This is a genomic window from Reichenbachiella sp. (assembly GCF_039944555.1).
In the GTDB taxonomy this organism is placed as follows: Bacteria; Bacteroidota; Bacteroidia; order Cytophagales; family Cyclobacteriaceae; genus Reichenbachiella.
The window spans coordinates 44,186-69,425 of the sequence record NZ_JBDUYN010000009.1 but is presented as its reverse complement, the minus strand read 5'-3'; the positions used below and the strand labels follow the sequence as shown (position 1 = coordinate 69,425).

At 39.4% G+C, this 25,240-nt stretch carries 18 protein-coding genes; 13 read left to right on the top strand and 5 right to left on the bottom strand.

The window, feature by feature from the left end:
- Positions 1-22: 22 nt before the first annotated feature.
- From ABJD64_RS16665 to ABJD64_RS16655, 3 genes are all read left to right on the top strand, one after another.
- Positions 23-4,174: a two-component regulator propeller domain-containing protein gene (locus tag ABJD64_RS16665; protein ID WP_348181716.1), complete on the top strand. Its 4,152-nt coding sequence runs from the start codon at positions 23-25 to the stop codon at positions 4,172-4,174.
- A 102-nt stretch (positions 4,175-4,276) separates the two neighbouring features.
- Positions 4,277-5,575, top strand: coding sequence for a cellulase family glycosylhydrolase (locus tag ABJD64_RS16660; RefSeq protein WP_348181715.1), 1,299 nt, complete (start codon positions 4,277-4,279; stop codon positions 5,573-5,575).
- A gap of 21 nt (positions 5,576-5,596) precedes the next feature.
- Positions 5,597-7,102, top strand: a complete 1,506-nt coding sequence (locus tag ABJD64_RS16655; protein ID WP_348181714.1) for a calcineurin-like phosphoesterase family protein — start codon at positions 5,597-5,599, stop codon at positions 7,100-7,102.
- Here the strand turns inward: ABJD64_RS16655 and ABJD64_RS16650 are convergent.
- Positions 7,086-7,808 carry an RsmE family RNA methyltransferase gene (locus tag ABJD64_RS16650; RefSeq protein WP_348181713.1) on the bottom strand — a complete coding sequence of 241 codons (723 nt, stop codon included), beginning with the start codon at positions 7,806-7,808 and terminating at the stop codon, positions 7,086-7,088. The genes ABJD64_RS16655 and ABJD64_RS16650 overlap by 17 nt on opposite strands.
- Before the next feature lie 232 nt (positions 7,809-8,040).
- On the opposite strand from ABJD64_RS16650, the gene ABJD64_RS16645 reads away from it, so the two are divergent.
- The 3 genes from ABJD64_RS16645 to ABJD64_RS16635 all read left to right on the top strand — a co-directional run bounded on the left by ABJD64_RS16645 (position 8,041) and on the right by ABJD64_RS16635 (position 12,032).
- A complete protein-coding gene (locus tag ABJD64_RS16645) occupies positions 8,041-10,206 on the top strand; it encodes a glutamine synthetase III (protein WP_348181712.1) in 2,166 nt (721 codons plus the stop codon).
- A gap of 188 nt (positions 10,207-10,394) precedes the next feature.
- Positions 10,395-11,162 carry an alpha/beta hydrolase gene (locus ABJD64_RS16640; RefSeq protein ID WP_348181711.1) on the top strand — a complete coding sequence of 256 codons (768 nt, stop codon included), beginning with the start codon at positions 10,395-10,397 and terminating at the stop codon, positions 11,160-11,162.
- 30 nt (positions 11,163-11,192) lie between these two features.
- Positions 11,193-12,032 (top strand): tetratricopeptide repeat protein, encoded by an 840-nt coding sequence (locus ABJD64_RS16635; protein WP_348181710.1) that lies wholly within the window; start codon positions 11,193-11,195, stop codon positions 12,030-12,032.
- Positions 12,033-12,037: 5 nt separating this feature from the next.
- On the opposite strand, the gene ABJD64_RS16630 is transcribed toward ABJD64_RS16635, so the two are convergent.
- From ABJD64_RS16630 to ABJD64_RS16615, 4 genes are all read right to left on the bottom strand, one after another.
- The gene (locus ABJD64_RS16630; RefSeq protein ID WP_348181709.1) at positions 12,038-13,813 is read right to left on the bottom strand and encodes a hypothetical protein; all 1,776 of its coding nucleotides are present in this window, start codon (positions 13,811-13,813) and stop codon (positions 12,038-12,040) included.
- Between the two features lie 308 nt (positions 13,814-14,121).
- The gene (locus tag ABJD64_RS16625; protein WP_348181708.1) at positions 14,122-14,703 is read right to left on the bottom strand and encodes an FISUMP domain-containing protein; all 582 of its coding nucleotides are present in this window, start codon (positions 14,701-14,703) and stop codon (positions 14,122-14,124) included.
- A gap of 20 nt (positions 14,704-14,723) precedes the next feature.
- Positions 14,724-16,607: a hypothetical protein gene (locus tag ABJD64_RS16620; protein ID WP_348181707.1), complete on the bottom strand. Its 1,884-nt coding sequence runs from the start codon at positions 16,605-16,607 to the stop codon at positions 14,724-14,726.
- A gap of 127 nt (positions 16,608-16,734) precedes the next feature.
- Positions 16,735-17,613 carry a DUF2911 domain-containing protein gene (locus ABJD64_RS16615; protein WP_348181706.1) on the bottom strand — a complete coding sequence of 293 codons (879 nt, stop codon included), beginning with the start codon at positions 17,611-17,613 and terminating at the stop codon, positions 16,735-16,737.
- Positions 17,614-17,705: 92 nt separating this feature from the next.
- On the opposite strand from ABJD64_RS16615, the gene ABJD64_RS16610 reads away from it, so the two are divergent.
- The 7 genes from ABJD64_RS16610 (at position 17,706) to ABJD64_RS16580 (ending at position 25,171) form a co-directional block, all read left to right on the top strand.
- Complete coding sequence (locus ABJD64_RS16610; protein ID WP_348181705.1) at positions 17,706-18,287, top strand: DNA-3-methyladenine glycosylase; 582 nt, start codon at positions 17,706-17,708, stop codon at positions 18,285-18,287.
- A 31-nt stretch (positions 18,288-18,318) separates the two neighbouring features.
- Complete coding sequence (locus tag ABJD64_RS16605; RefSeq protein ID WP_348181704.1) at positions 18,319-19,653, top strand: leucine-rich repeat domain-containing protein; 1,335 nt, start codon at positions 18,319-18,321, stop codon at positions 19,651-19,653.
- Positions 19,654-19,731: 78 nt separating this feature from the next.
- Positions 19,732-20,175, top strand: a complete 444-nt coding sequence (locus ABJD64_RS16600) for a DUF4440 domain-containing protein (protein ID WP_348181703.1) — start codon at positions 19,732-19,734, stop codon at positions 20,173-20,175.
- Positions 20,176-20,219: 44 nt separating this feature from the next.
- Entirely contained in the window at positions 20,220-21,317 is a 1,098-nt protein-coding gene (locus ABJD64_RS16595) for a histidine kinase (protein ID WP_348181702.1), read from the top strand.
- Entirely contained in the window at positions 21,314-22,099 is a 786-nt protein-coding gene (locus ABJD64_RS16590) for a response regulator (RefSeq protein WP_348181701.1), read from the top strand. The genes ABJD64_RS16595 and ABJD64_RS16590 overlap by 4 nt, the downstream gene beginning before the upstream one ends.
- 101 nt (positions 22,100-22,200) lie before the next feature.
- Positions 22,201-24,180 (top strand): FG-GAP-like repeat-containing protein, encoded by a 1,980-nt coding sequence (locus tag ABJD64_RS16585; RefSeq protein WP_348181700.1) that lies wholly within the window; start codon positions 22,201-22,203, stop codon positions 24,178-24,180.
- A 4-nt stretch (positions 24,181-24,184) separates the two neighbouring features.
- Positions 24,185-25,171: a hypothetical protein gene (locus ABJD64_RS16580; protein WP_348181699.1), complete on the top strand. Its 987-nt coding sequence runs from the start codon at positions 24,185-24,187 to the stop codon at positions 25,169-25,171.
- The last annotated feature ends 69 nt before the right edge of the window (positions 25,172-25,240 follow it).

The following is a 25,240-nucleotide window of genomic DNA, read 5'->3' as shown; positions in this document are numbered from 1 at the left end:
GCTGAAGTGAATAATGAACGGTATGATAAAAGGGTTATATGTATTTGCATGTGTCTTCCTCTTATATAGAGGACTTATAGCTCAGCCTTCGTCATTGCCAAACAGAAATATTCGCTTTGAGCAGTTGCCCCAGGAACTGGGTTTGTCCCAAAGAAGTATCAATTGCATGATTCAGGACCGACAGGGATACCTATGGATGGGTACATGGTCGGGCTTGCTGAGGTACGATGGATACGAAACCGTACTTTTCAATGCAAATAACAATGATGAAAATGCACTGAAAAGCAATAAGATCACCTCTCTTTTTGAAGCCAGTGACTCGTCGATCTGGGTAGGAACTATGGTGGGAGGGCTATTTCGTTTGGATCCCAATTCCATGGCCTTTAAACAGTACATACACAGCGATGATACCTTAAGTATCAGTGACAACAATATCTGGGATATCGCAGAGGATGCCTCAGGCAGTCTATGGATAGCCACCCAAAATGGACTGAACAAGTTCAATGTTCAGACTGAGCAATTCCAACACTGGTTTAATGATCCTGATAACCCGAATTCGTTGTCGTATAATTTTATCACTGACTTACACTTAAAAGACCATAATCTTTGGATAGCCACAGAACAAGGAGTGAACAAGGTGTCTGTCTCCTCTACCGAATTGCTTTTTGATAATTTTTACTACGCCAGCGAAAGTGGTGATGAAGACTTGGAAAACTATGTTTATGACATTAAGACTATCGATTACGAAGGAAAGGAGTTGACTTTTTGGGCAACCAAAAAAGGGCTAAAAGTATACGACGGAAAGTCACTCAGATCTTACGAAGTCAATGACAAGTCTTCGTCCTTTAGTTTTTTTCGATGCTTGCAAATTATTGACACTGATCAGCCATTTGTAGTGGTGGGTTCGGAAATTGGCCTGAGTTTGTTTGATATTTCTCGCATGGAGTTTACCAGTTTTTTTGGAGATTTTAATGAAGATGTAAACCTGAGTCAGAATACCATCATGTCGCTTTTTATAGACAATGGCGGTGTATTATGGGCAGGCAGTAAGAAGGGCATTAATAAGTTTGACACTTACAATAACAATTTTTCGCTTTACGAAACCAAATCATTCGATCCGACCAATAGTATTCTTACCGGTATTATCCGAGATAAATCAGGTACCCCCTGGATTAGTTCACTTGGAGGAGGATTGTTCAAAATGACCACAGACTCCAGGAAGAAAACAAGAATTGAGAAGTACTTTATAGTAGATGATCAAAATGCAGACCTGACTAATTTTATTCAAAAGTTAGAAGTCGATCCGAAAGGGCAGTTTTGGGTAGGAACAGCCGGAGCGGGAGTTTACGTTTTTGATCCCCTAAAGGCTACAAACTCTACTATTCGCAATTACAAAAGATTTGGTGCCAATGGCGAAGGTAGTATTTCGGATAACTATGTGATGTCGATGGAAAATGCATTGGACGGAGGTATGTGGATTGGCACATGGAGTCAGGGGCTAAACAAAATTCAAGCATCTGGTGAAGTGATTAATTATAGCGAACCATGGCTAGAACAATCTCCATTGGTCACTATGTTTCAGCAGAATGAAGAAATCCTGTGGATAGGCACAAGAGGGCAGGGATTGCTGAAGGTAAGGCTCAATGGGGCCGATATCCTTTCACATGAGATATATCGATTCGATCGGGATAGTCTCAGCCTTTCAAATGATTTTGTAAATACCATATTTATGGATTCAAAAGGGCAGGTCTGGATTGGAACTGAGGACGGTTTGAACCTTTATGATAAATTGACTGATTCATTTAAGCGCTACAAGCAAAAACAAGGATTGTCTAATGCGGAGGTAGCAAGCATACTGGAGGACGAGCGTGGTTGGCTTTGGATTACACATTTTGATGGTATCACCGTCATCGACCCTGCGAAAACAGGAGACGTATTGGTGAATAATTTCGATACCAAGGATCGTGTTCAAGGTGGCTTTTTCTATAATGAAGTGGCAATGAAAACAGAGAACCAACTCTTTTTTGGCGGATCCAATGGATTCAATGTCATAGATGCCAAGGATATATTTGAGAACCCTAATTTGCCAAAGGTGGTTATTCAGAACTTGTCTGTTTTCAACGAAAGGATTGTGTCAGGAGCAATGCTCAATGGTCGGGTGCTCTTGGATAAGCCTATACAGCAAACCAAACAAATCGAACTTGAACATGATGAAAATTCCATTTCATTCGAATTTGCAGCCCTTCATTTTGCTATACCAGCCAAGAATCGGTTTGCATACATGCTTGAGGGCTTTAATAATCAATGGCAATATACTGACGCCAGCAGACGGTTTGCTACTTACACTAACCTAAAAGAAGGGACGTATGTTTTCAAAGTAAAGGCATCGAATGATGATGCCGTTTGGAATGAAGTGCCTAGAGAAATTAACGTTGTTGTGCAGCCACCTTGGTGGCGGACTAATGAGGCCTTTGCAGGATATGTGTTAATCGCGGCATTGCTACTGGTTCTGTTTAGAAAGCTAATATTGATTCGAATACAGTATGAAAATGATATCAAGCTGGAAAGAATCAAACGTGAAAATACGGAGCATTTAAATCGAGCCAAGCTCCAATTTTTCACCAATATTTCTCACGAATTTAGAACGCCTCTTACCTTAATTTTAGGACCCATTGAAAAACTGGTAAATAGTGGTGATGGTGGGAATGTGATACAGCAACAGCTAAGAGTGGTGGCCAACAATGCAAGCAGATTACAGCGGCTCATCAATCAATTATTGGATTTTAGAAAGGCGGACGCCGGAAACTTAGATCTTCGAATTGCCGAAGGAAACTTTTATAAATTTCTTAAAGAAATCAAACTATCCTTTGATGCGTTAGCAGCGGACAAGAACATAAAATTTACTCTAAATGCTTCTTCAAATGTGATCGATCTTTATTTCGATCGTGACCAAATGGAGAAAGTCGTTTTTAACCTGCTATCTAATGCTTTTAAACATGTTTCACCCGAAGGAGAGGTAGCGGTTCAGCTTTTAGAACACGAAACTTTCGTGCAGCTGGTTGTTTTGGACAATGGTGTAGGGATACCTGCTGCAGAAATTGATAAGGTTTTTGAGAGATTTTTTACTGGGGAGAACAAATCTGCAACAGATAGTGGTATTGGTCTGGCTCTTTGCAAAAGCCTGGTAGAATTGCATCATGGAACGATTCGGGTAGAAAGTCAAGAACAAGTGGCAACCAGGTTTATTGTAGATATTCCTAAAGGGAAAGATCATTTTGATGACAATCAAATTATTGAGGACTTCAAGGACAGCGAGGATGTAAGCAAGTATGTTGAATATGCCTTTGACCGTACAAATGTAGAGCAGGAAACAAATAGGCAGTATCGTAAAGATATATCAGAGTTGAGTAGAATTTTAGTTGTTGAGGACAACGATCAGGTCAGATCCTTTATCAAATCTATCTTTCAATACGACTATGTTGTGCTGGAGGCAGAAAATGGAGACGAAGGATTCGCAGTCGCTTTGGAAGAGAACCCTGACTTGATTTTGAGTGACGTCATGATGCCGATAGTTGATGGGTTTACGCTATGCAGCAGGTTGAAGCAAGATTTAAACACTTCCCATATCCCAATAATATTATTGACAGCCAGGACCTCCTACATCTATCAAGTAGAAGGACTGGAAAAAGGTGCCGACGACTACATCACCAAACCATTCAGCCCGGAAATTTTAAAACTCAAGGTCAAAAATCTTCTCCAATCTCGTGAACAGTCCAGGCAGTTAGCGCAATCTAATAGCAGCTTGACCATTGAGCCCAAGAAAATCACCGTTACCTCAGCGGATGAGATATTTATGAATCAAGCTATTGAGCTGGTCGAAAATAACATTTCAAACTCGGAGTACACTGTGGTAGAATTCGGAAAGGACATTGGGCTAAGTCGTATGCAACTCTATAGAAAACTAAAAGCTATCGCAGGACTTTCTCCAAATGAATTTGTTCGGATGATGCGTGTCAAACGTTCAGCCCAGTTGCTCGAACAAGGAGATTATAATGTGAGCGAAGTGACCTATCAGGTCGGTTTTACAGATCCTACGTATTTACGGAAGTGTTTTAAACAGCAATTTGGGATGACACCATCGGAGTACGCTAAATCCCATAAAAAGAGTGTATAAAATAGGAGTTGGGATATTTAGCCATTTTGTAAGTGCGATTTGTACTTGTAATTGTTTTTTCATACGCCTTACTATTGCTCATCAATTTCAAGCATTAAATAAATGAATAAGCAATATTTAACATATCTCATCTTCTGGATATCGTGTCAGGCCTTGTTTGCTCAGACTTCATCGGACTTTGTAACAGTAAAGGACAAGAATTTCGAACTTCGAGGGAAACCATACAAATACATTGGAACCAATTTGTGGTATGGTATGAATTTGGGTGCAAGCGGCACCTCTGGTAATAGAGAACGATTGGTTCAGGAGTTGAATCAATTGCAACAATTGGGATTGACCAATTTGAGAATTATGGCTTCCAGTGAGGGTGTGGACGGTTCTTATCAGAATACTTTGGCCCTGCAAACTGCTCCAGGCCAGTACAACGATGAGATGCTAGCCGGTCTGGATTTTTTATTGAGTGAGATGGGCAAAAGGAATATGAAGGCTGTGGTTTGTCTGGGAAATTTCTGGATGTGGAGTGGGGGATTTGCTCAATACGTATCTTGGGTTGACGGCACCAAAACTCCTTACCCCGAGATCGAAGATGGAGGTACATGGGACCCATTCATACAATATGCACAGAGCTTTTATACTAACCCTAAAGCCATGCAAATGTATTACGACCATATTGAATTCATAATCAATCGCACCAATACGATTACAGGCAAAAAATATAAAGAGGATCCTGTCATCATGGCCTGGCAACTGAGTAATGAACCAAGGGGATACGACTCCGTCAAAGAATACCGTAAATGGGTTAAGAAATCAGCCAGATTTATTAAGTCTATGGATAAAAATCATCTCGTAAGCATCGGTAGTGAAGGCAATGCCTCTAATCCGAGAGCAGGTATTGATCTGTACAGAGATAATAAGTCCAGGCACATCGATTATTGCACCACACATATTTGGATTCAAAACTGGAGCTGGTATCAGCCTGAAAAGGCTGAGACTTTTGATCAAGCAGTAAAGAAAACTTTTAAGTACATAGAAGATCAAAAAGCGAAAGCACAAAAACTGAATAAACCTATGGTGATAGAAGAGTTTGGCGTGTCCAGGGATGAGGGAATTTTTGAGCCATCTGCATCTATTAATTTCAGAGATCGCTATTTTGAAATTCTCTTCAAGAAGGTGGTTGACGAAATAGATGCCAATAGTGCGATTCAAGGATGTAACTTTTGGTCTTGGGGTGGAAATGAAAAGCCCAACAGTCCCGGAGGTTTTTGGCAGAAAGGAGATCCGCTCATTGGTGACCCAGCGCATGAGCGTCAGGGCTGGTATTCAATTTATAATACCGATAAATCTACGTTGAAGATTATTGAAGAATACACCGCAAAACTTCAATCAAAACTGCTTCAATAGTAGTTCCTAATCTGAATGTAGATGATGAATCAGTGTAAAAAAGTAATCTTAGTGCTATGTTTTATCCATGCACTGGTTTGTCCATGCTTGGCACAGCAAATCCTTGCAGAAGGGGTTGTTACGTCCTCAATAAATGATCAAAAAAGTCAACAACTGGCACTTGGAGGAGTAGGCGTCTCAAATGGGAAGGACGTGGTAATAACCGATGCCAACGGGCAATTCAAAATAAGCCTGTCAAGAAACGAGTTTTTGTTTGTGATTTTACCCTCGGGATATAATGTGCCGGTAGATCAATTCAATATTCCAAAGTTCTACTTTACGTATAAAGAACTGTCCTCCGGGACAAAGGCTCATTTTATGCTCCAGCCATCCAATCAGGGTACAACCTTCAAAGTGGCCATGCTTGGTGATCTCCAGATGAGAATTCAAGAAGAAATCAACTATGCGAACAGACTACTGACACCCGAACTCTTCATAAGAAATGATATTGATCTAGCAATTATGCTCGGTGATATTGCCGATGATAGTTTAAACATACTTGCCGGAACACGGCAGATTACAAAACATTTCCCAATGCCTGCATATGGTGTTTTTGGTAACCATGATAGAGATTTGGGTAAGAATTTCACCCAAAGTTATAAAGCCGTGTTTGGGCCGGACTATTATGCCTTCAATCGAGGCAAGGTTCATTTTATAGTAGTCAACAATATACTACCGACAGAAGATGGCGATTACGAGGGGGTGATTTCGAAGCGGCAACTGGCATTTATCAAGAATGATTTAGAGCACACGCCTGAAGACTACCTCATTGTATTCTGTCAGCACATTCCTATACACACGCTGGAAAACAGGGAAGAACTATTCGAACTCTTGGAGAATAGAAGGAGGGTGTTGGCTGTATCTGGACATCGTCACATTCTAGAACAGGAATTTGTTCCTTTTGGCACCTCTCAAGAATTGCATGAGGTAGTTGCCGGCGCCGTCTGCGGTCTTTGGTGGGATGGCGAACGTGACTGGAAAGGAATTCCTGTTTCCGTCATGGGTTTTGGAGCACCAAAAGGTTATTATGTTTTTACTTTTGAAGACGACCAGTACAGCATGAGGTACAAGGCCCTTGAACTGCCGGTTGACAAACAAATTAATATATGGACCTGGTACCCGGACCGCGGCGATATTGCAAACCAAAAGCCCAAGGGGTTTCAGGGAAATGAGATTCTGGCTAATGTTTTTGCAGGATCAGAACGCACGCAGGTTTCTATGAGTATTGATGGAGGTGAGTGGGTAGCTATGAAAAAGACGGCAATACCGGATCCTTATGTAGCACGAATCATCGAATCAGAAAAGCTTGGTATTTACCCGACCCAAAACCAAATTCGTTCAGGACTCAAAACCGAAAATTCAAAACACATCTGGCTGGGTTATTATCCTAATGATTTGAAGGAAGGCTCACATCGCGTAGAAGTTGTGGCACAAGATGAATATGGTCTTGATGCCTATGAGGTCAGTTTTTTTATGATTGGTAACTAGAATTACCGATTTGATTAATCAAATTCACGGTATGCACAGCAGTTATTCCAGCCGTCTCTGTCCGGAGGACATTTGAGCCCAGGCTTACAAGCTCAAAGTTAGATGATTTGAGTATGTCAATTTCCTCAGGTGAGAAGTCACCCTCCGGGCCGATAAGAATAAGAATTTGTTCGTTTGGAATTATCTTCCTTTGAAGCAAGCTTTCCTCGCCGGTTTCTACATAAGCAGCAAACTTATGGTCAGCATGTTCATACTTTACCACAAAGTCCTTAAATCTGCAAATATCATGTATCTGGCATTTCCACAAGTTTTTAGACTGCTTCATGGCATTGATCGCCTTCTTTTCCAGCCTATCAAGGTTTACCTTTTTTCTTTCTGTCCTTTGGGTAAGTATGATTGAAATTTCGCTGACACCCAATTCACAGGCTTTTTCTACAAACCATTCCAGTCTATCTGTACTTTTTGTAGGAGCAATGGCAATATGCACACCAAATGACTTACGTGAAAGAGTTGATTTGCTAATTATTTCAAAGCCACATTTCCTGCTGTTCGGGTCGGTGATCTTTGCTTGATAACTATTTCCCAGGCCATCCATAATGGCAATATTGTCTCCAACTTTTCCACGAAGCACCTTTACTACGTGACTGGATTCTTCGGCGCTAAGCACAGGATTTTCTTCGGGGTTGGGATGAAAATAGAAGTTCAAGCTTTTGTTTTTGCTAAAATAATGAATTGCTAAAAATCTAGCGAAATTGTTTTAGGCCCATGATTGCAATTTTTGCATTTTTAATCCAGAAATATGAAAAAAGTAACGATTTAGGGGTAAAAATTAACTGTTTGGATAAAAAAATACGAAATATGAGACCTGTATAGTTAAAACTACAACGGAATATTTATTTTTGTGCTAATCAATTTGAAATATAAACTACAACTAAAGCATGGCACATTTAAGATTCAACGCGCTGGATAAGGTTCAATCCAGAAAGAATATTGAATTCAAATTGCCGGAGGGAAAGATATCCGACTATTTCGGAGAATTGGCCTTTGGTACAGAGCAGATGAAAGCGGCTCTTTCATCGGAAATCTTCAAAAAGGTGGACAAAGCCATCAGAAGAGGTAAAAAAATTGATACTGAAACTGCAGAAGCAGTGGCATCAGCCGTAAAGACTTGGGCAATGAGCAAAGGCGTAACTCACTATACGCATTGGTTTCAGCCATTGACCGGAGCCACAGCCGAAAAACATGATTCATTTTTCGATCCATCAAAAGGAATGGAGCAATTCAAAGGAAGTGCGCTCGTACAGCAAGAGCCTGACGCTTCCTCATTCCCTAATGGTGGTATCAGGAGTACATTTGAAGCTCGCGGATATACTGCCTGGGATCCTAGTTCCCCTATATTTATCATAGATACAACGCTTTGTATCCCCACAATTTTTGTGGCTTATACTGGCGAAGCGCTTGATTATAAAGCACCGCTACTGAAATCGATGGAGGCAGTAGACAAAGCCGCCACCAGGGTTTGTAAATTATTTGATCGAAATGTGACACAGGTTACCGCCTCATTAGGTTGGGAACAAGAATATTTTGTTGTGGACAAAGCACTTTACGCGGCACGACCTGATTTGGTGATGGCTGGAAGAACTGTCTTTGGTCACAATCCTGCAAGAGGTCAACAATTGGATGACCACTATTTCGGTACTATTACTCCAAGAGTATTCGAATTTATGAAGGAATTCGAATACGAATGTCAGAGATTGGGCATTCCGGTCATGACTCGTCACAACGAGGTAGCACCCGCTCAGTTTGAGTGCGCACCTATGTATGAGGAGGTCAACAAAGGAACAGACCACAATCAACTTTTGAAAGATGTAATGGACAAGGTAGCGTTGAAGCACGACCTTAAAGTACTTTTCCATGAGAAGCCGTTCGCCGGACTGAACGGAAGTGGCAAGCACAACAACTGGTCACTGCTTACGGATACTGGAGTGAATCTATTCCAACCTAGTAGCAGTGCACGAGAAAATCTACAGTTTTTGGTATATCTCGTTTGTACCTTAAAAGCTGTCCATGAACATGCTGATCTTTTGCGAGCAAGCATTGCTTCAGCTGGCAATGATCATAGACTTGGGGCGAATGAGGCTCCTCCAGCAATTGTTTCGGCTTTTATTGGAGAACAGTTGACAAATGTGTTGAATGAATTAGAAAGCAATAGAGATGTTCAGGTAGACAAAGGAGACAATGTCTATATGAAATTGGGTATCGATAAGATTCCTGAAATTATCCTGGACAACACCGATAGAAACAGGACTTCACCATTTGCGTTTACAGGAAACAAGTTTGAATTCAGAGCGGTAGGCTCCGACGCAAATGTAGCGAACCCAATGACGGTTTTGAATACGATTGTCGCGGAAAGATTGAATCAGTTCTACGCAGAAGTATCCACTCGAATTGATAAGGAAGGTGTGGATAAGAAGCTGGCTATCATAGGAAAACTGAGAGAATATGTAGAAGAATCAAAGGTCGTAAGGTTTGAAGGTGATGGGTATTCAGACGAATGGGTGGCAGAAGCCGAAAAAAGAGGACTTTCCAATGTGAAAGACACTGCCAGAGCACTGGATTTTTATGTGACTAAAGAGGCGCGTGAAGTATTTAAGAAAAACAATATCATGACAGATATTGAAATTGATGCTCGTCATGAAATTATGTTGGAAAACTACATCATGAAGCTTCAAATTGAATCAAGGGTCATGGGAGATTTAGCACTCAACCATATACTTCCAACCGCCATTGCTTATCAAAATAAATTGATCCAAAATGCCAAGGGCTTGAAAGAACTTGGAATAGACAATACTGAGGTAATCGCGACCATTGAGAAAATTTCCGAGTATGCATCGGGTGTAAAATCTAACACACTTGCCATGATTGAAGCCCGTAAGAAGGCTAATGATATCGAAGGTAGCCGGGATCGTGCAATTGCCTATTGTGATAATGTAAAAGGTGAATTTTTTGATAAAATTAGATATGCTGTTGACAAATTGGAGTTGTTTGTCGATGACGAAGACTGGCCTTTGGTTAAGTATAGAGAATTATTGTTTATTAGATAATTCATCAAATAAACAGGACTAAATAAAAGCTTCGAATTTATTCGAAGCTTTTTTTGTTTACTTTCCCTATTGATATCAACTTGATTAGTTCTAGTATGGTTAATTCGCCATTTCTTAAAAAGCGATATCTTCTATCGTCATTATTAATCTTCTTTATCATTTGGTTCTCAAAAAGTTGCCAATTCAGAATGAGTGATGAAGAAGTGGCCTCCTATTTTGGAAACAATGAGGCACCAGTTGTTGATTATATAGATGTAGGCGAGAAGAGAGTGAGGTATTTGTGGCAGGACAATAGGCATGCAACTACAGCCATTTTCGTACATGGAGCACCAGGATCCTCATCTGCTTTTATTGATTATTTCTATGATCAAGAATTGAAAAGTAAAGTTAATCTGGTCAGCATTGACAGACCGGGATATGGCTATTCAGGTTTTGGCAATGCGGAACCTTCATTACTAGAGCAGGCAAAAGTAGTAAATGCACTTGTTGCTCATTTGAAACTCAACCAGGTAATTCTGGTAGGTCATTCTTTAGGTGCCCCAATTATTGTGAAGGCTTTTTTTGAGCAGCCTGAAAGATATGCTGGCCTGGTTTTGGTCGCAGGCTCTGTAGACCCTGAGCAAGAAGCTCAAGAATGGTATCGCCCCTGGCTGCGAAACCGACTGGCCAAATTATTACTACCGGCCTCGCTGTTTGTGACTAACGAAGAAATATTTTTTCTAAAGGATCAACTTATCGAAATGGAGTCATCCTGGGGCAAGATAACCGTTCCAATCATCATGATTCAAGGTGATTCAGACCGATTGGTACCCAAAGAAAACGTTGTATTTGTAAAAGAAAAAGTGAATGACACCTTTCTTGAAGTTTGGCTTGAGTCCGAGGTCAATCATTTTATTCCATGGAACAGACCTGATTTGATAGTGAATGCCATATTAAAGTTGGAAGGGAAGTTATAGCTTTGCTGAAGTAATATCCAATTCAACTTCATGCGTATTCAGATATTTCCAATAGTGATTTTTTGCATTTTTATGCTTGACTCATGTAGTCCTATCAATAAAAAAAACAGAATTAAAAAGACCTTCGAGTTAGGCACTCAAAAGCTTGGAGATGCCTATTACGAGGATGCCATTGTATTGTTTTCCAAAGCCATAGAGATGGACCATGAATTGGTTGACGCCTATCTGAACCGAGGGGTGGCTTATTACGAAACAGGACATTATGCACTTGCTTTAGCTGATTACAATCATGTGCGTCAAGCACTTCCAGATTTTAATGATGTACTATTCAATAGGGCCTATACCTATTTGGCGATGCAGCGTTATGAAATGGCTATGGAAGACTTACAAACTCTAAAAAAACTGTATCCGGATACGGCTTTGGTTTATAATGTTGAGGGCTATTTGTATGGCCAACAGAAAAATTATGGTGAAGCTAAGAAGAGTTTTAAGCTGGCAATCGAAAAGGAAGCTGATCACTTTGACTCCTGGACAAACCTAGGTGTCATGAATTACCATCTCAAGTCGTATCAGGAGGCGGAGAATTGTTTCGATCAAGCGCTTCAAATTCGTTCCAACTCTCCTGAAGTATTGAATCCATTATCTCTCGTTTACCTGGAAAAGGGCTTGCTTGGCAAGGCCGATTCTACGATTGACGTAGCTATAGCTTTAGTGCCGGATCAGGCCTATTTTCTAAATAATAAAGGTTTGATTCAGATACGCTTGGGCAACTATCGTTTGGCTGACTCATTAATAAACAGAAGTCTACAACTGGATGCGAAGAACGTTTCAGCCATAGAGAACCTAGCCTTATTAAAAACGCTGCAATAAACTAGTTAGAAGGTTTCCTTTTCCGTAGTGACATCCACATCCCCATATTTTACACAATGATTGCCTGAAGTTTTGTGACCAAAACCATGGTGATCATGGTTGTAATGCGTGATAATTAATTTGCCTGTTTCAGTGCCATTGGGTTTGTAATTGAATTTCCTGGTAATTTTTTCCGTTGGAAATCTGTCGATGATCTTTTGGATTCTTAAACCACCGAAAATAAAAGGGTTCATGTGATGGCTGAAGTTTGAGTTTTTCATGTTGGCTGTGAAATGTCCGGATATTTCCTCATCTACGGTCTCAAATTCCTGATGATCATATTGATACTCTACAGTCTTTCCATTGTTGTAGTTGATGCTTGTTAGTATTCCGCTTTTGATGTAGTCGAGAGAGTAATGTTTGGTTTTGCTATCTTCCTGAAGCAGTTTTTCTGGCTGACTGTAGTTGTAGAAATCCGACGGAGTGATATTGTGAATGTCTTCTTCACCGTTGTAGTGGCCCCATAAATCTCTTGCATGGCTCTCCTTGGATGGTAATGCAATATTTTCCTCATAATTAAACTTGTAGATATTTTCTACTTCTTCATTTTTCGTTGTTAGACGATCAAGTTTTAGCCTAAGGTACAAAGCAGTATTCCCATCCTTCACATCACCATTGAAATATGAATAGAAAAAGGTGTTTGTACCAATTGATTTGCCATTTTTAAATATCTGGATTTTATCTAGTTTTTGAGGTCCCAGAGGTCTAAAGGTATCCGGACGGTATTTTCGCCTGGCTTCATCCGAATTATTGTCTTTAGAGTAGAACATGTTTTCCTGTACAGACTTATTGAAAGTGGCGGTATAATCCCCACAAATAATTGAAGAGAGATAGATGTCATTGTGTTGGTTCTCCGATACGATTTGTAAATTTTCGATGTCATCAGGAAAACAATAGGAGCTATAGTGCAAATCCCATACGTCGGCATCGTTGATATTCATTCTATGATAGGCACTGTTGCTGGTAAATCCGCTTCTACCGTCCGGGTCAGTGTCGTAATAGAATTTGGCCGTAGCACCTTTAGGCGATTTCACTTCGCTTAGATACCATGAGGTAGTGGCCTTATTGAAATGGCTTAGAAAGTGAAGCTTGTGCGAGTCGAACTTGTAGTCAAAGTAGTTGTCAAACGTTTCAGTAATTTCTCTCACTTTAAAAGTGTATTCAAACCCATTTTCCTCTGTGGCTGTCCAGTAATTCTTTTTAATGAAAAACTTGATGGTCATTTTTTTTGGGCTCACAATATTGATTGATATAAACTCTTTTTTGGGGTCATGGTCCGGGGTGAGAAGAAATTTTCCTTTGGCACCAAGTATGTTAAAGAAGAAAATATCAGGATCAGAATCGATCTCTCCTGCACATACTTTCTGGTGAAATTCCGCATTTTCATTTTCATCGCAATCATCGAAGCAAGGTTTGATATGCTCAAAAGGGTATCCTTTGGCCAATTCATTCTCATCTCCCTCATCATTTTCACTTACACCAAAATCATTTTCGCCTCTTATTATTCTTGTAATTAAACCGCCGGCGTTAAGATACCAGCCGAGCCCAGTCCATGTAGACTCTTCCTCAACTTTTACACCAATAGAATGATAGCTTAGTACTATCGGAATCTCAATGTCATCATTGATCAAGGTGTTGATAGGAAAATTTATTTCTGGTATTCCGTAATTAGTCCCAGTTGGATGATCACAGTATTTGATAAGTGCAGCAGCATTGAAAGAAGGAGGGATGACCTTGTCCACTCTTAACTGGGAATGGCTCACGAAATGAGATGAAATAATTATAACAAGGGTGGTACTTATATTCCTGATATATAAAGGCATGTTGTGCATAAATATTAACATTTTGGTATAGGTTATCTTCTCTTAAATATAATAGAAGATTTTAATCAAATGAGATAGATTTAGGAAAAACCCTTCGACTTATGGCTATTAGTCTTTTTTATATAACTCTTCTAATAGAAAAAAATCACGAATATCCTTTTCCAATTTAGTCTTATAATTATCGGTTACTATAACTCGTCAGACAAGATCAACGCCTTAGCCTGTGCTTAATAATCCTTTACGCAGCGTACGCTGTTTCTATGTGTATCGTTGATCTGATCAGAACTCAGATACTCTTCTCCTGTATGAAATGTGATCAGACCGGGTATTTGCGATTTGATTTCCGGAGTATTCCAATAATAGCCGTTTACACCTATGTCGATATATGAGCCATCACTTTCTCCAAATCCCGCCATCAGGATATCTAAACCACTGTCACCACCTTCCTTTATTTCTGCTGCAGCCACACGTACACCACCATAAGATTTTGTAAGCATATCCCATTCGTCTTGTGTGGAGAGGTGCCATCCGCCAGGGCAAGCATCCATAGCGGCTGTCCAATTGTATAGCCTACCATAGGTGTTACAGTATTCCTGATAGTTTTTGTAACAAAATGAGCCCTCCTTTTCAAAATTGAGATTGGCGGTAAACCATTCGCGACTTATTGTAATATCATTAGATTCATACTCTAGGATCACTGTTTCATACTCCTGACCATCTCTTGGGTCATAAAAAACACCAGTCAAATCCTGGGCGAATGTAGCATTCAGATGGAATGAGAGAAGTGCGCACATGATCAATGATTTCATATTCACTTATGTTTGATTAACTAAAATTTCTTACCTCTGAAAAGTTTACCTGTCTTAATTCTTACCTTACTGTATTTCACACCGTGATTACCAGAAGTCTTGTGGCCGTAGCCATGATGATCGTGACTATAGTGTGCAATAATAAGCCTACCCGTCTCTTTACCGTCAGGTTTGTAATTATAGTCTTTGTAAATTTTTTCAGTCGGGTAGGAATCTATAATTTCCTTCACTCTTAAGCCTCCGAAAAGGAAAGGATTGAGATGCTTACTGAAATTTGAGTTTCGCATATTGTCGGAAAAGTGACTGGAAATCTCTTCATCTATTTCTTCAAACTCCTGATGATCATACGCAAACTCAATGGTGCGTCCCTCACCATAATCTATTTTTTTGAGAATTCCTGCTTGAATATATTCTAGCGAATAGTGCTTAGACTTACCTTCTTCTTGCAGTAGCTTTTCAGGTTGACTATAGTTGTAAAAATCAGAAGGCGTAATATTGTAGAGATCTTCTTCACCATTATAAAATCCCCATAAATCCCTGGCATGACTTTCCTTCGAAGGCAAGGGAATTTCTTCCTCATAGTCGAATTTATAACCCTTCTGTTTGCCCTCATTTAGAATAGCAATACTGTCTAGTTTGAGCCTCTTGTACAGATAGGCTGCGTTGCCATAGAGTTCTTCATTAAAATAGGAGTAAGAGAATTTAGTTTTAGTAATGGTCTTACCTCCTTTAGTGACTATGATTTCATTTAATTGCTGGAGGCCAAACCCTTCCGGAATGGACGATAGATATTTGCCATCTGCCTGACTCGATTTCTTAACCTGTAAAGGGGTTTGGTTCTCTCTCTCAGACTTGTTGAAACTGACGATGTAATCACCACTGATTATAGATTTCAAGTAAACATCTCTATGTTGGTTTTCAGAAACAATTTGAACATTTTCAATTTCTGAAGGAAAGCAATAGGAGGAATAGTGAAGGTCCCAAACATCACCATCATTAATGTTCATTTTGTGTCCTGTGCTATTGCTTGCGTACGGACTGTTGCCATTTTCGGTGATATCGTAAATAAATTCTGCAATTGCTCCTTGTGGAGATTCAACTTTTGTTAAATACCATGAGGTAGTGGCCTGATTAAAATGCTCGAGAAAATGAAGCTTGTGTGATTCAAGTTTATAATCATAATAGTTGTCGAATGAGTTGGTGATTTCCCTTGCTTTGAATGTAAACTTGAATCCACGACTATCTTGCGCTGTCCAATAGTTGTCCTGAATGTAAAATCTAACTTGCATTTTTCTTGGTCTGAGCATATTTATTTCTATGAATTCTTTCGTTGGGTCATGATCCGGAGTCATTAGAAATTTACCTTTTGAACCAAGGATATCGAAGAAGAAGATATCAGGGTCTGAGTCTATCTCACCAGCACAGACCTTTTGATGAAACTCATCGTTCTCATTTTCCTCGCAGTCGTCAAAGCAGGGTTTAATATGTTCAAATGGGTAACCCAATGCTTCTTGAGTATCCAAATGTTCTGCCACTCCAAAATCATTTTCACCCCGAATCATTCTGGTAATTATTCCACCTGAATTTAATCGCCAACCGAGCCCAACCCACGTGGCTTCCTCTTCCACTTTGATACCGATAGAATGATAGCTCAGAGAAATAGGGATGTAAAGATCCTTATTAACCAAAGTTTTAATAGGGTACTTAATCTTGGGTATTCCATATTTTGAACCAACCGGATGATCACAATATTTGATCAGTGCACTAGCATTAAATGAAGGTGGTGTGACCTTGTCGATGCGCAATTGGCTCAAAGCCGTCGAGTTGGACGCTAAGCAAAAGAAGAATAAAAGTACTGATCCCAGAAACGTGGATGTCGATGAAAGAATTTGTGCTTTTGCCAAGTATGAGTTGATTGTTTGGAGGGGTAAATATAATACAAACGATCAAAGCCCTGTCCATAGATAGGTGTAATAAAAAAAGCCATCCTGCAGTGCAGAATGGCTTTTAGTACAGTAATTAATTGCCCAATTATTTAAGAGAGGCAATTAGATCGTCATTTCTCTTGATATATCCAAAGTCACCATCAGGATACGCCTTAGCAGCAGCTTTAGATTCGTTCGCGACTTTGATAGCTTCTTTTTTGTTGCCCATCTTGGCAAGAATTTGAGCCTTAGCGTGAACATTCCAGAATTGCTTACTATTCTCACCAGTTGCCAAATAGGTATTTACCCATTCCAACGCCTGATTTAAGTCCTTACCTGCAGATAAATAATATCTCGCAGCTGTCATCAAGTTTCTAGGGTTTACTACAGTGTTTTCGGCAATTGCCTTCATTACCGTCTCGTCGAATGATACCTGGACTGGGATATTAACAACGGTGTTTTCCCATGCCAATTGAATATTGGCGTTTTCGCTATTCTCACCGATATCTGCGACGTTATAAGTCAAGGTAGATACCGCTTCAGTCAACTTGCCGGATTTTACTTTTGCCTTCAATGCAGCTTTAGAGTCATCATAGGCTGCCATGTTTCCACCTAGCGCAACATCAGAATAGAACACAACTTCCCACTCAGATGCTCCAGGGGTTGCCAGGAATAAATATTCGCCAGCAGCCAAATCGTTTCCTGCAATTTTAACGGCATCGCTAAATTTGATAGTCGTACCCGCATTGGCACCAGCTCTCCATAGCTGACCATTTGGCACTAAAAAAGAATCGCCGTCTCCAAAGATTTTTCTACCTTTCATCTGTGGTCTGGAATAGTTGATTTCTATTTCAGTCAGACCGACGGTAGCGGATACTGAACCAGCAGGACTAGGTGCCGGCGTATTAATTTGGGCAGTTCCGTTAAAAGCTAAAGCAAAAAAAGCTGCCACGAAACTGAGTTTAAACAGTTTGGTTTTGTACATAATAGAGTTCATTTTGATTGTTAAAATTTACGGGGTGTTATACGTTTATCCTGACTTCAGGTTGGTCAATGAAGAAAGATAGTTTAAATATTTTGCCGAACGGCTTTTATCGCAGGTCTAACGTGTTAGAAATTGCAAAGGAACTCCTTGGGAAAGTACTTTGCACGGAGTTGCAGGGACAAGTTTGTAAGGGGAAAATTGTAGAGGTAGAGGCCTACAGCGGACGTAATGATAAAGCCTGTCATGCAAACAATGGCAAACACACAAAACGCACGCAAGTCATGTACAGCGCTGGTGGATGCGCATATGTCTATTTGTGCTATGGAATTCATCATTTGTTTAATGTAGTGACAAATGTTGAAGGCATTGCTGATGCCATACTTGTGCGAGCACTTGAGCCTATTGAAGGAATGGACGTTATGCGCGTGCGACTTAATTCTTCTAATACAAAGCTCACGAATGGACCAGGTATTTTAGCTAAATCTATGGCGATTACAACTGATCTAACAGAAACAGCACTAATGGGACCTTCCGTTTGGATTGAAAATGACGCTGCTCTTGCGGAAAAACAAATTGTAACTACAACAAGAGTTGGAGTGGAATATGCAGAAGAAGATGCCTCCTTACCTTGGAGGTTTTACATAAAAGATAATGCATGGGTGAGTAGAAAATGATGCGGTATATTTAAGTTTTTAACACTCACATATGTACAATAAACTACTGATATTAGAATTGCTTTTAGTTTCCATTGTGTGGCACACGAGCGCACAGACTAGTATATTTTCAAAACCACCTGAGGAAATAGAAGATATAGCGGATGATATTAGAACGAACTATGGAGAAGATTCTGTAGGTAATTTTTATACCGCCTATATGGATCACCTTAGATTCAATCGAGCCAAGCAAAGGCTGGAGGCTTATCGCAATTCAACAAGTCTGGTCTCTTTGAAGGTGCTGAATTTGGCTAATTGTCATTTGACGGAAATCCCGAGTTTTGTTTACAATTGTGTAAACATCACCTCTCTTGATCTAAGTGGTAATTATATTCAGGTGCTTCCTGAAGACCTAAATAGTTTACTTAAACTTAGAAAGATTAGGTTAGACAATAACGTATTGACGGTAAGAAAGCTTAAGGTTAAACGACTATCCAATATTGAAGAGGTCACGCTCAAGGGTAATCGACTCCGACAAATACCCAGACAACTAAAAAGGCTGAAAAATCTAAAATCCTTAGACGTTTCTTATAATGACTTCAATCGAATTCCAAATCGTCTCAAGCGTTTCAGAAACCTCAATGCACTATCTATTTCAGGCAATGAAGAGTTAGGAGCTAACTTTTCCATTTCAAGGAAATTATATAAACTGGAAGCATTGAATGCTTCAAATATGCAATGGAAGCAAATCCCAAATGATATTTTTCAGCTGACCAACCTAAAAAAGTTAATACTGCGGGAAAATAAAATCATGAGTGTTTCACCGGACATTGAGAAGCTGAATCAACTTACAGAGCTTTCCTTCTATAAAAATCAGCTAAACGCACTTCCCGTCGAACTGTTTAACCTAACACAATTGAGGGAGCTTGATTTGTTCTATAATCGATTGACCAAGGTGCCAGAAGAAATTTCTAATTTAAGACTGATGGAGAGTTTATTTCTAGCCTTTAACGAAATTAGCTATTTACCCGAATCAGCTGGGAAAATGAATCTAAAACAAATGTTTGTCCATCACAATAATTTGTCGAGTCTTCCTAACTCTGTAAGTGATTTGGATGCATTGCATACTATCCGCTTTAATCACAATCTGATGACTGAGTTTCCCCAGTCGTTGCTGAAATTGAAACGTTTAACTTTCATAGATATGAGTAATAATGATATCAAAGAAATTCCTTCAGCATTGAAATTGATGGCTCATTTGGAAATCTTAAGTATTGATAAAAATAATAATACCATAGAGCATAAAATGTACGCTGAGAAAAACGAAGAGGTATTGGCGGCGCTTCACAGAAGAGGTGTGAATATCAATTATGGAGATAAAGAATAGTGGATTTTTACATGACCGGTAAAGAATCAATAGGAGGAGTTGATAGATTGATTGTTAGATTGGAAACAAATTTCAATTATGAAAATCAATATTTTTAATTGTCTTGCGATAATAATTTCGGTTTTTTCCTGCCAGTTAGATGAGAAAACAGATGCAAGCGTGCTTCTAGACGTCGACCGCAAATTCTCCGAGTTGTCCGCTGCCAAAGGTATGAACGAGGCGTTTGCCACCTATGTAGCTAATGATGGTGTAATTCTTAGAAACAATTCCTATCCCATCGTGGGAAGGGATCAGGTAATTGCTAGACTAAATAAGCGAACGGATACTACTTTTCGACTGACCTGGGAACCTATGTTCGCAGATTTGGCGCAATCAGGAGAATTGGGTTATACCTATGGTACCTATTTGGTTTCATCTCCAGCCGGTGATTCTTTAGGAGTGGGTACGTATGTGAGTATTTGGAAAAAGAAGGCCGACGGTCTGTGGAAATTTGTCTTCGATGCTGGAAATGAAGGATTGTAATTAACTTCCCGTCTCGATTGATTATCTATCGCATCACTGAACAAATGAAAAGGAAAAATTTCCATCTCGACCGACAGTTTATAATTGTCAACACTTCTGCTTGGTTGTTGGTTTTTGCGCTGACGGTTTCAGAAAGTCTTTTCTTTTATCAAATAAACGGAAAACCCGCCCCTTATCGGAATATTATCGTCAATGATCTGTACATTTTATGTTGGATTATCATTACGCCATTTCTTTTTATGATTACCAGATTCTGGTATCATCACAGAACAAAGTGGTTGAGTTTTGTATTCAAAATATTGGCAGTTGGGGCCTTAGCTATGGCCGTCATCATTGGTCTTGAAACTACAGTTCATTTTTTTGATAGATTAAATACAGAGCAGGAAAGAGCCTGGACGAACATGTATATCCAATTGATATCTTTTAGATTTCAAATTAACCTTCTCTTATATTTAGGTTATTCAGCAATTTCAGTGGCTGCTTTGGCCTATTTCGAAATTAAAAAATCAGAAGAAAAACGCAGAGAACTGAATAGAAGTCTCATTGAGGCTCAGTTAGGTGTTTTGAAGGCACAGATGAAACCTCACTTCCTATTCAATTCGCTTCATGCGATATCAGGCTTGATTCTAAAAAAGCAGAATGAGTTGGCTATTACTGTGATTACCAAGTTGAGCGATTTGCTGAGGGACAGCTTAAATATGGACGAAAAAAAATGGATTACATTGAATGAAGAGATCGATTTCATTAACCGGTATTTAGAAATATATGTACTTAGGTTTGGTAAACAATTAACCTATTCATTCGAGGTGAAAGAAGGCACTGAATTGGCGTTAGTACCACCGGCATTGCTTCAACCGATCGTAGAAAACTCACTTGTTCACGGTATTGTACCAAACGACAATCAGGGGCATATTAATATCAATGCTCGGATAAAAGAAAATTATCTGGAAATAGAAGTATGCAACAATTTGCAAGTCAATAAAATCTCTCAAGAACAACAAAAAGAAGGTATTGGCCTCAGTAATACCAGAAAAAGACTTAGCTCACTTTATGCTGATGATTTTGAATTTTCCTTTGAGCTAAGCGAATCAAAAGGAGCCTCAACAATCATAGTTTTGCCCTTATCCAACAATGAAATATGAAGGTGAAGGTACTCATAGCGGATGATGAACCTCTGGCAAGAGAAATAATTCTTTCCTACTTGGAAGATTTCAGCGAAGTAGTATCCATCGTCGAAGTTGCTAATGGACTTGAGGCAGTAAAAAAAATCAACCAGTTATCACCAGATTTAGTGTTTCTGGATATTGAAATGCCGAAAATGGATGGGATTTCGGTATTAGACAGTAATGCACTCAAAAATCAGCCGTTGGTAATATTTACAACAGCTTACAATCAATATGCTATCAAGGCATTTGAGTTAAATGCCATAGACTATCTCATGAAGCCCTTTGACAGAGACAGGTTTCACAAAACAATGAAAAAGGCGCTGGATAAACTTAAAATGATAGAGCTAAAAGACTTTCAAATAGAACTATCCAGATTTAGGCTCGATTACGAAAACGCTATTTTAGAGAAGTCATCTTCAGAATTCCCTTCGAAACTTGTCGTCAAGGATTCTAAGCGAATAAAACATATCCAGGTCGAAGATATTACTATGATAAGAGCAGCAGGAGACTACGTAGAAATAAATGAAAGAGATGGAAAGTTTTTGCTATACAAGACGATCACCGAAATCCAATCCAAACTCAATCCCAACATATTCAGACGAATCCACAAATCAGTAATTATCAATAGTGAAAAAATTACTGAAATTCGCCCCCACGTCAATTCTGAGTTTTATTTCCACATGCTAGACGGACAAATCGTGAAGTCCGGACGGACCTATAAGGATCAAATTACCGACCTCACCAGCGGTAATATCTAACAGTACACCGAGCATTTATAACAGTTTAACGAGTATAGCCATAATGACTAAGGTCATCTCTAAAAGTCTATGTTTCATTGTCAAACCAAAAGCTTTAAGACATGAAATTATACCTACTCGTCAGCCTGATTTTTATCACCACATGCCTTTCGGCTCAGTCATTTGAGAAAATTGACAATGAAGTTACTCAAGCCGTAAACAGCTCCAGGGCCACAACATTTATTGATGTTGACAAGGACGGTTGGCTCGATATATTTATAACTAACGGCAAGGAAACCGGAGAAAACAATGTCTTGTACATGAACGACGGTACGGGCAATTTTGAAGAGAACACCGAAAGTGTAATTGTAAAAGACAACAGCCCATCAGATGGTGCCACATGGGGTGATATAGATAATGATGGTTTTGAAGATTTATTTGTAGTTACCTGGTATGGCAAGGATAACTACCTATATAAAAATCTTGGAGAGACCTTTACCACCAACGCTGCCATTGAAGCAAATGGTTTTTCAGAAACTGCCAGTTGGGCAGATTACGACAAAGACGGTTACCTTGATTTATATATTACCAATAGCTCACTAGGAAGTGGAAGCAGTAATCAGTTTTATATAAATAATGGAGATGGAACATTTAGCAGAAATTCAGGAAGTGTGACGACAGAAGCGAGACTGAATTCAAGAAGTGTAAATTGGATCGACTATGATAATGATAATGACCTGGATTTGTTTGTATCCAATGAGGGTGCTATCAATGAATTATACATTAACAATGATGGAACTTTGAGCAAATTAGCCTCTGGGGAGCTGGTCTCATCAGTATCAAACTCGACAGGTAGTAGCTGGGCTGATTACGACAATGATGGAGATTTGGATCTTTATGTTGCCAACTTTGGACAGGCCAATGAATTCTTCGAAAACCTTGGTGATGGTAATTTTTCAAAGATCACCGGACAGAACCTGGTACAACGTTCTGATAATTCGTTTGGCACTGCCTGGGGTGACATAGACAATGATGGTGACTTGGATTTATATATTGCCAATGGGTTTAAATCAGGCGAGAGTTTGAGTAACAGACTTTATATAAATAATGCAGACGGTACCTTCACTGAAGATACCGAACATACTATCGTGTCAGACGTTGGATGGTCTTTTGGTGCTGCTTTTGGAGATTATGACAATGATGGTCAATTGGATTTGCTAGTGGCAAATACATTCGAAGAAAGCCAAAAAAATGGTCTCTATCATAACCTGGGTAATAGCAACAACTGGCTGATTGTAGATTTGGAAGGAACGTCTTCAAATCGATCCGCCATCGGAGCCAAGGTGAAGGTTACAGCTACGATAGGGGACAACGAGGTAGTTCAGATGCGTGAAATATCGAGTCAATCGTGCTACAATGGCCAGAATAGCATTCGAGCACATTTTGGAGTAGGGACGGCCACTATAATAACAAAAATTGAAATTGTCTGGCCCAATGGTAACTCGGAAGCTTTTCTTAATAAAGAAGTCAACCAAATTTTAAAAATAAAAGAAACTGTACCTGACGCATTCCTGAGAGCAGATTTTGCTTTACGCGATGCAGTTTATTTGAGTAATAGTACCATCGAAATCATTGATCTTTCTGTTTATCCTGAAGGCGAGTCGGTTACCTATGAATGGGACTTTGACAATGATGGTCAGGTGGATTCTACCGAACCTAGTCCAACGGCTAGTTTTACGGAATTAGGTGACTACAGTATTCACCTGGTGGTAAAATCAGGTTCGAAAACCTCAGAAAAGCTCAAAGCGGATTATCTCAGGGTGCGTGCGACATTGCTGGGTGCAAGCGATAGCAGGGTTGATAAAGGTTTAATGGTATTTCCAAATCCAGTCGTAGACCGACTCACATTTAAATCTGATTTTAAGGTGACTGCAGTTGAGATTGTTGCTATGGATGGCAGTAAAGTTCTTGGCTATTCATTTTATGGTGGCGGAACCAATGATCTAAAAATCGAGCAATTGAACCTTAAAGAAGGAATATACACATTGGTTCTAACAGGTCACCAAAACAAGGAATACATAAAATTTTTAATTAAAAAGTAAACGGATGTCTACCACAACAACGACAAGAATGCAGATTGACAATGATTCTTCGGTAGAATGGTTAAAGCTAGGGCCGGTGATGCTGGCCCTGCTTTTTTTACAACTTCCAATTTTTGCGCAATCTCCTGAATTATTAATGCCCGGAAAGATTTCTACCCAATATAAGGAGAGAGATATGACCATAACTGTGGATGGAAATCATCTGCTCTACTCCGTGCACAGTTATGACAATGCCCATCGTATGATTGTAGAAATGAAAAAGAATGGATCCATCTGGAGTGATGCAGAAGTATCCTCTTTCTCAGGTAAATACAAAGACCTGGAACCTATGTTTGCCCCAAGTGGTAAACGACTGTATTTTGCATCAGATAGGCCTCTTTTTGAAACTGACGATACAAATGATTACAATATTTGGTATGTTGATAAGGTTAAGGAGGGGTGGAGTGAGCCCATTCCATTGGATTCACTGATCAATACAGACGGAGATGAGTTTTATCCGTCAGTTTCGAATAAAGGCACTCTATACTTTACTGCGACAAGAGAAGGAGGAAAAGGTAAGGAGGATATATTCTTTAGTTTATACCAAAATGGTAGATTTCAAAGACCATTGAGTATGGATTCGGCTATCAATACCCCAACTTATGAATTCAACTCTTTTATAGACCCGGATGAAAACTATATTCTCTTTAGCTCCTATGGCAGGTCCGATGGGCTAGGAGGCGGTGATATATACATTTCTCATAAAATCAATGATCAGTGGCAGCCAGCTATTAATTTGGGCGATCAAATCAATTCCGAAAAATTAGATTACTGCCCATTTGTATCTGCTGACGCTCAAGTCTTTTATTTCACAAGCAATAGAAAGGATAAAAGTGAAGCAGGTAGTGTCTCTGAATTACGTCGTTTGATGAATAATACTCAAAATGGATTTGATAATATTTATCACCTTCCTATCAAGAATGTGATCATAAATACACGATCAACAAAATAAAATTTCTTTTCATTAAAACTTTTTTAAAACCTTGGTCATCTTAGTTGTGAAAGAAAAAACTCATTATGA

What these genes read in the sequence shown, in the direction of transcription:
- ABJD64_RS16665 (WP_348181716.1), top strand. Translation starts at nt 23, where the DNA reads ATGATAAAAGGGTTATATGTATTTGCATGTGTCTTCCTCTTATATAGA.
- ABJD64_RS16660 (WP_348181715.1), top strand. Translation starts at nt 4,277, where the DNA reads ATGAATAAGCAATATTTAACATATCTCATCTTCTGGATATCGTGTCAG.
- ABJD64_RS16655 (WP_348181714.1), top strand. Translation starts at nt 5,597, where the DNA reads ATGATGAATCAGTGTAAAAAAGTAATCTTAGTGCTATGTTTTATCCAT.
- ABJD64_RS16645 (WP_348181712.1), top strand. Translation starts at nt 8,041, where the DNA reads ATGGCACATTTAAGATTCAACGCGCTGGATAAGGTTCAATCCAGAAAG.
- ABJD64_RS16640 (WP_348181711.1), top strand. Translation starts at nt 10,395, where the DNA reads ATGAGTGATGAAGAAGTGGCCTCCTATTTTGGAAACAATGAGGCACCA.
- ABJD64_RS16635 (WP_348181710.1), top strand. Translation starts at nt 11,193, where the DNA reads ATGCGTATTCAGATATTTCCAATAGTGATTTTTTGCATTTTTATGCTT.
- ABJD64_RS16625 (WP_348181708.1), bottom strand. Translation starts at nt 14,703, where the DNA reads ATGAAATCATTGATCATGTGCGCACTTCTCTCATTCCATCTGAATGCT.
- ABJD64_RS16615 (WP_348181706.1), bottom strand. Translation starts at nt 17,613, where the DNA reads ATGTACAAAACCAAACTGTTTAAACTCAGTTTCGTGGCAGCTTTTTTT.
- ABJD64_RS16605 (WP_348181704.1), top strand. Translation starts at nt 18,319, where the DNA reads ATGTACAATAAACTACTGATATTAGAATTGCTTTTAGTTTCCATTGTG.
- ABJD64_RS16600 (WP_348181703.1), top strand. Translation starts at nt 19,732, where the DNA reads ATGAAAATCAATATTTTTAATTGTCTTGCGATAATAATTTCGGTTTTT.
- ABJD64_RS16595 (WP_348181702.1), top strand. Translation starts at nt 20,220, where the DNA reads ATGAAAAGGAAAAATTTCCATCTCGACCGACAGTTTATAATTGTCAAC.
- ABJD64_RS16590 (WP_348181701.1), top strand. Translation starts at nt 21,314, where the DNA reads ATGAAGGTGAAGGTACTCATAGCGGATGATGAACCTCTGGCAAGAGAA.
- ABJD64_RS16585 (WP_348181700.1), top strand. Translation starts at nt 22,201, where the DNA reads ATGAAATTATACCTACTCGTCAGCCTGATTTTTATCACCACATGCCTT.
- ABJD64_RS16580 (WP_348181699.1), top strand. Translation starts at nt 24,185, where the DNA reads ATGTCTACCACAACAACGACAAGAATGCAGATTGACAATGATTCTTCG.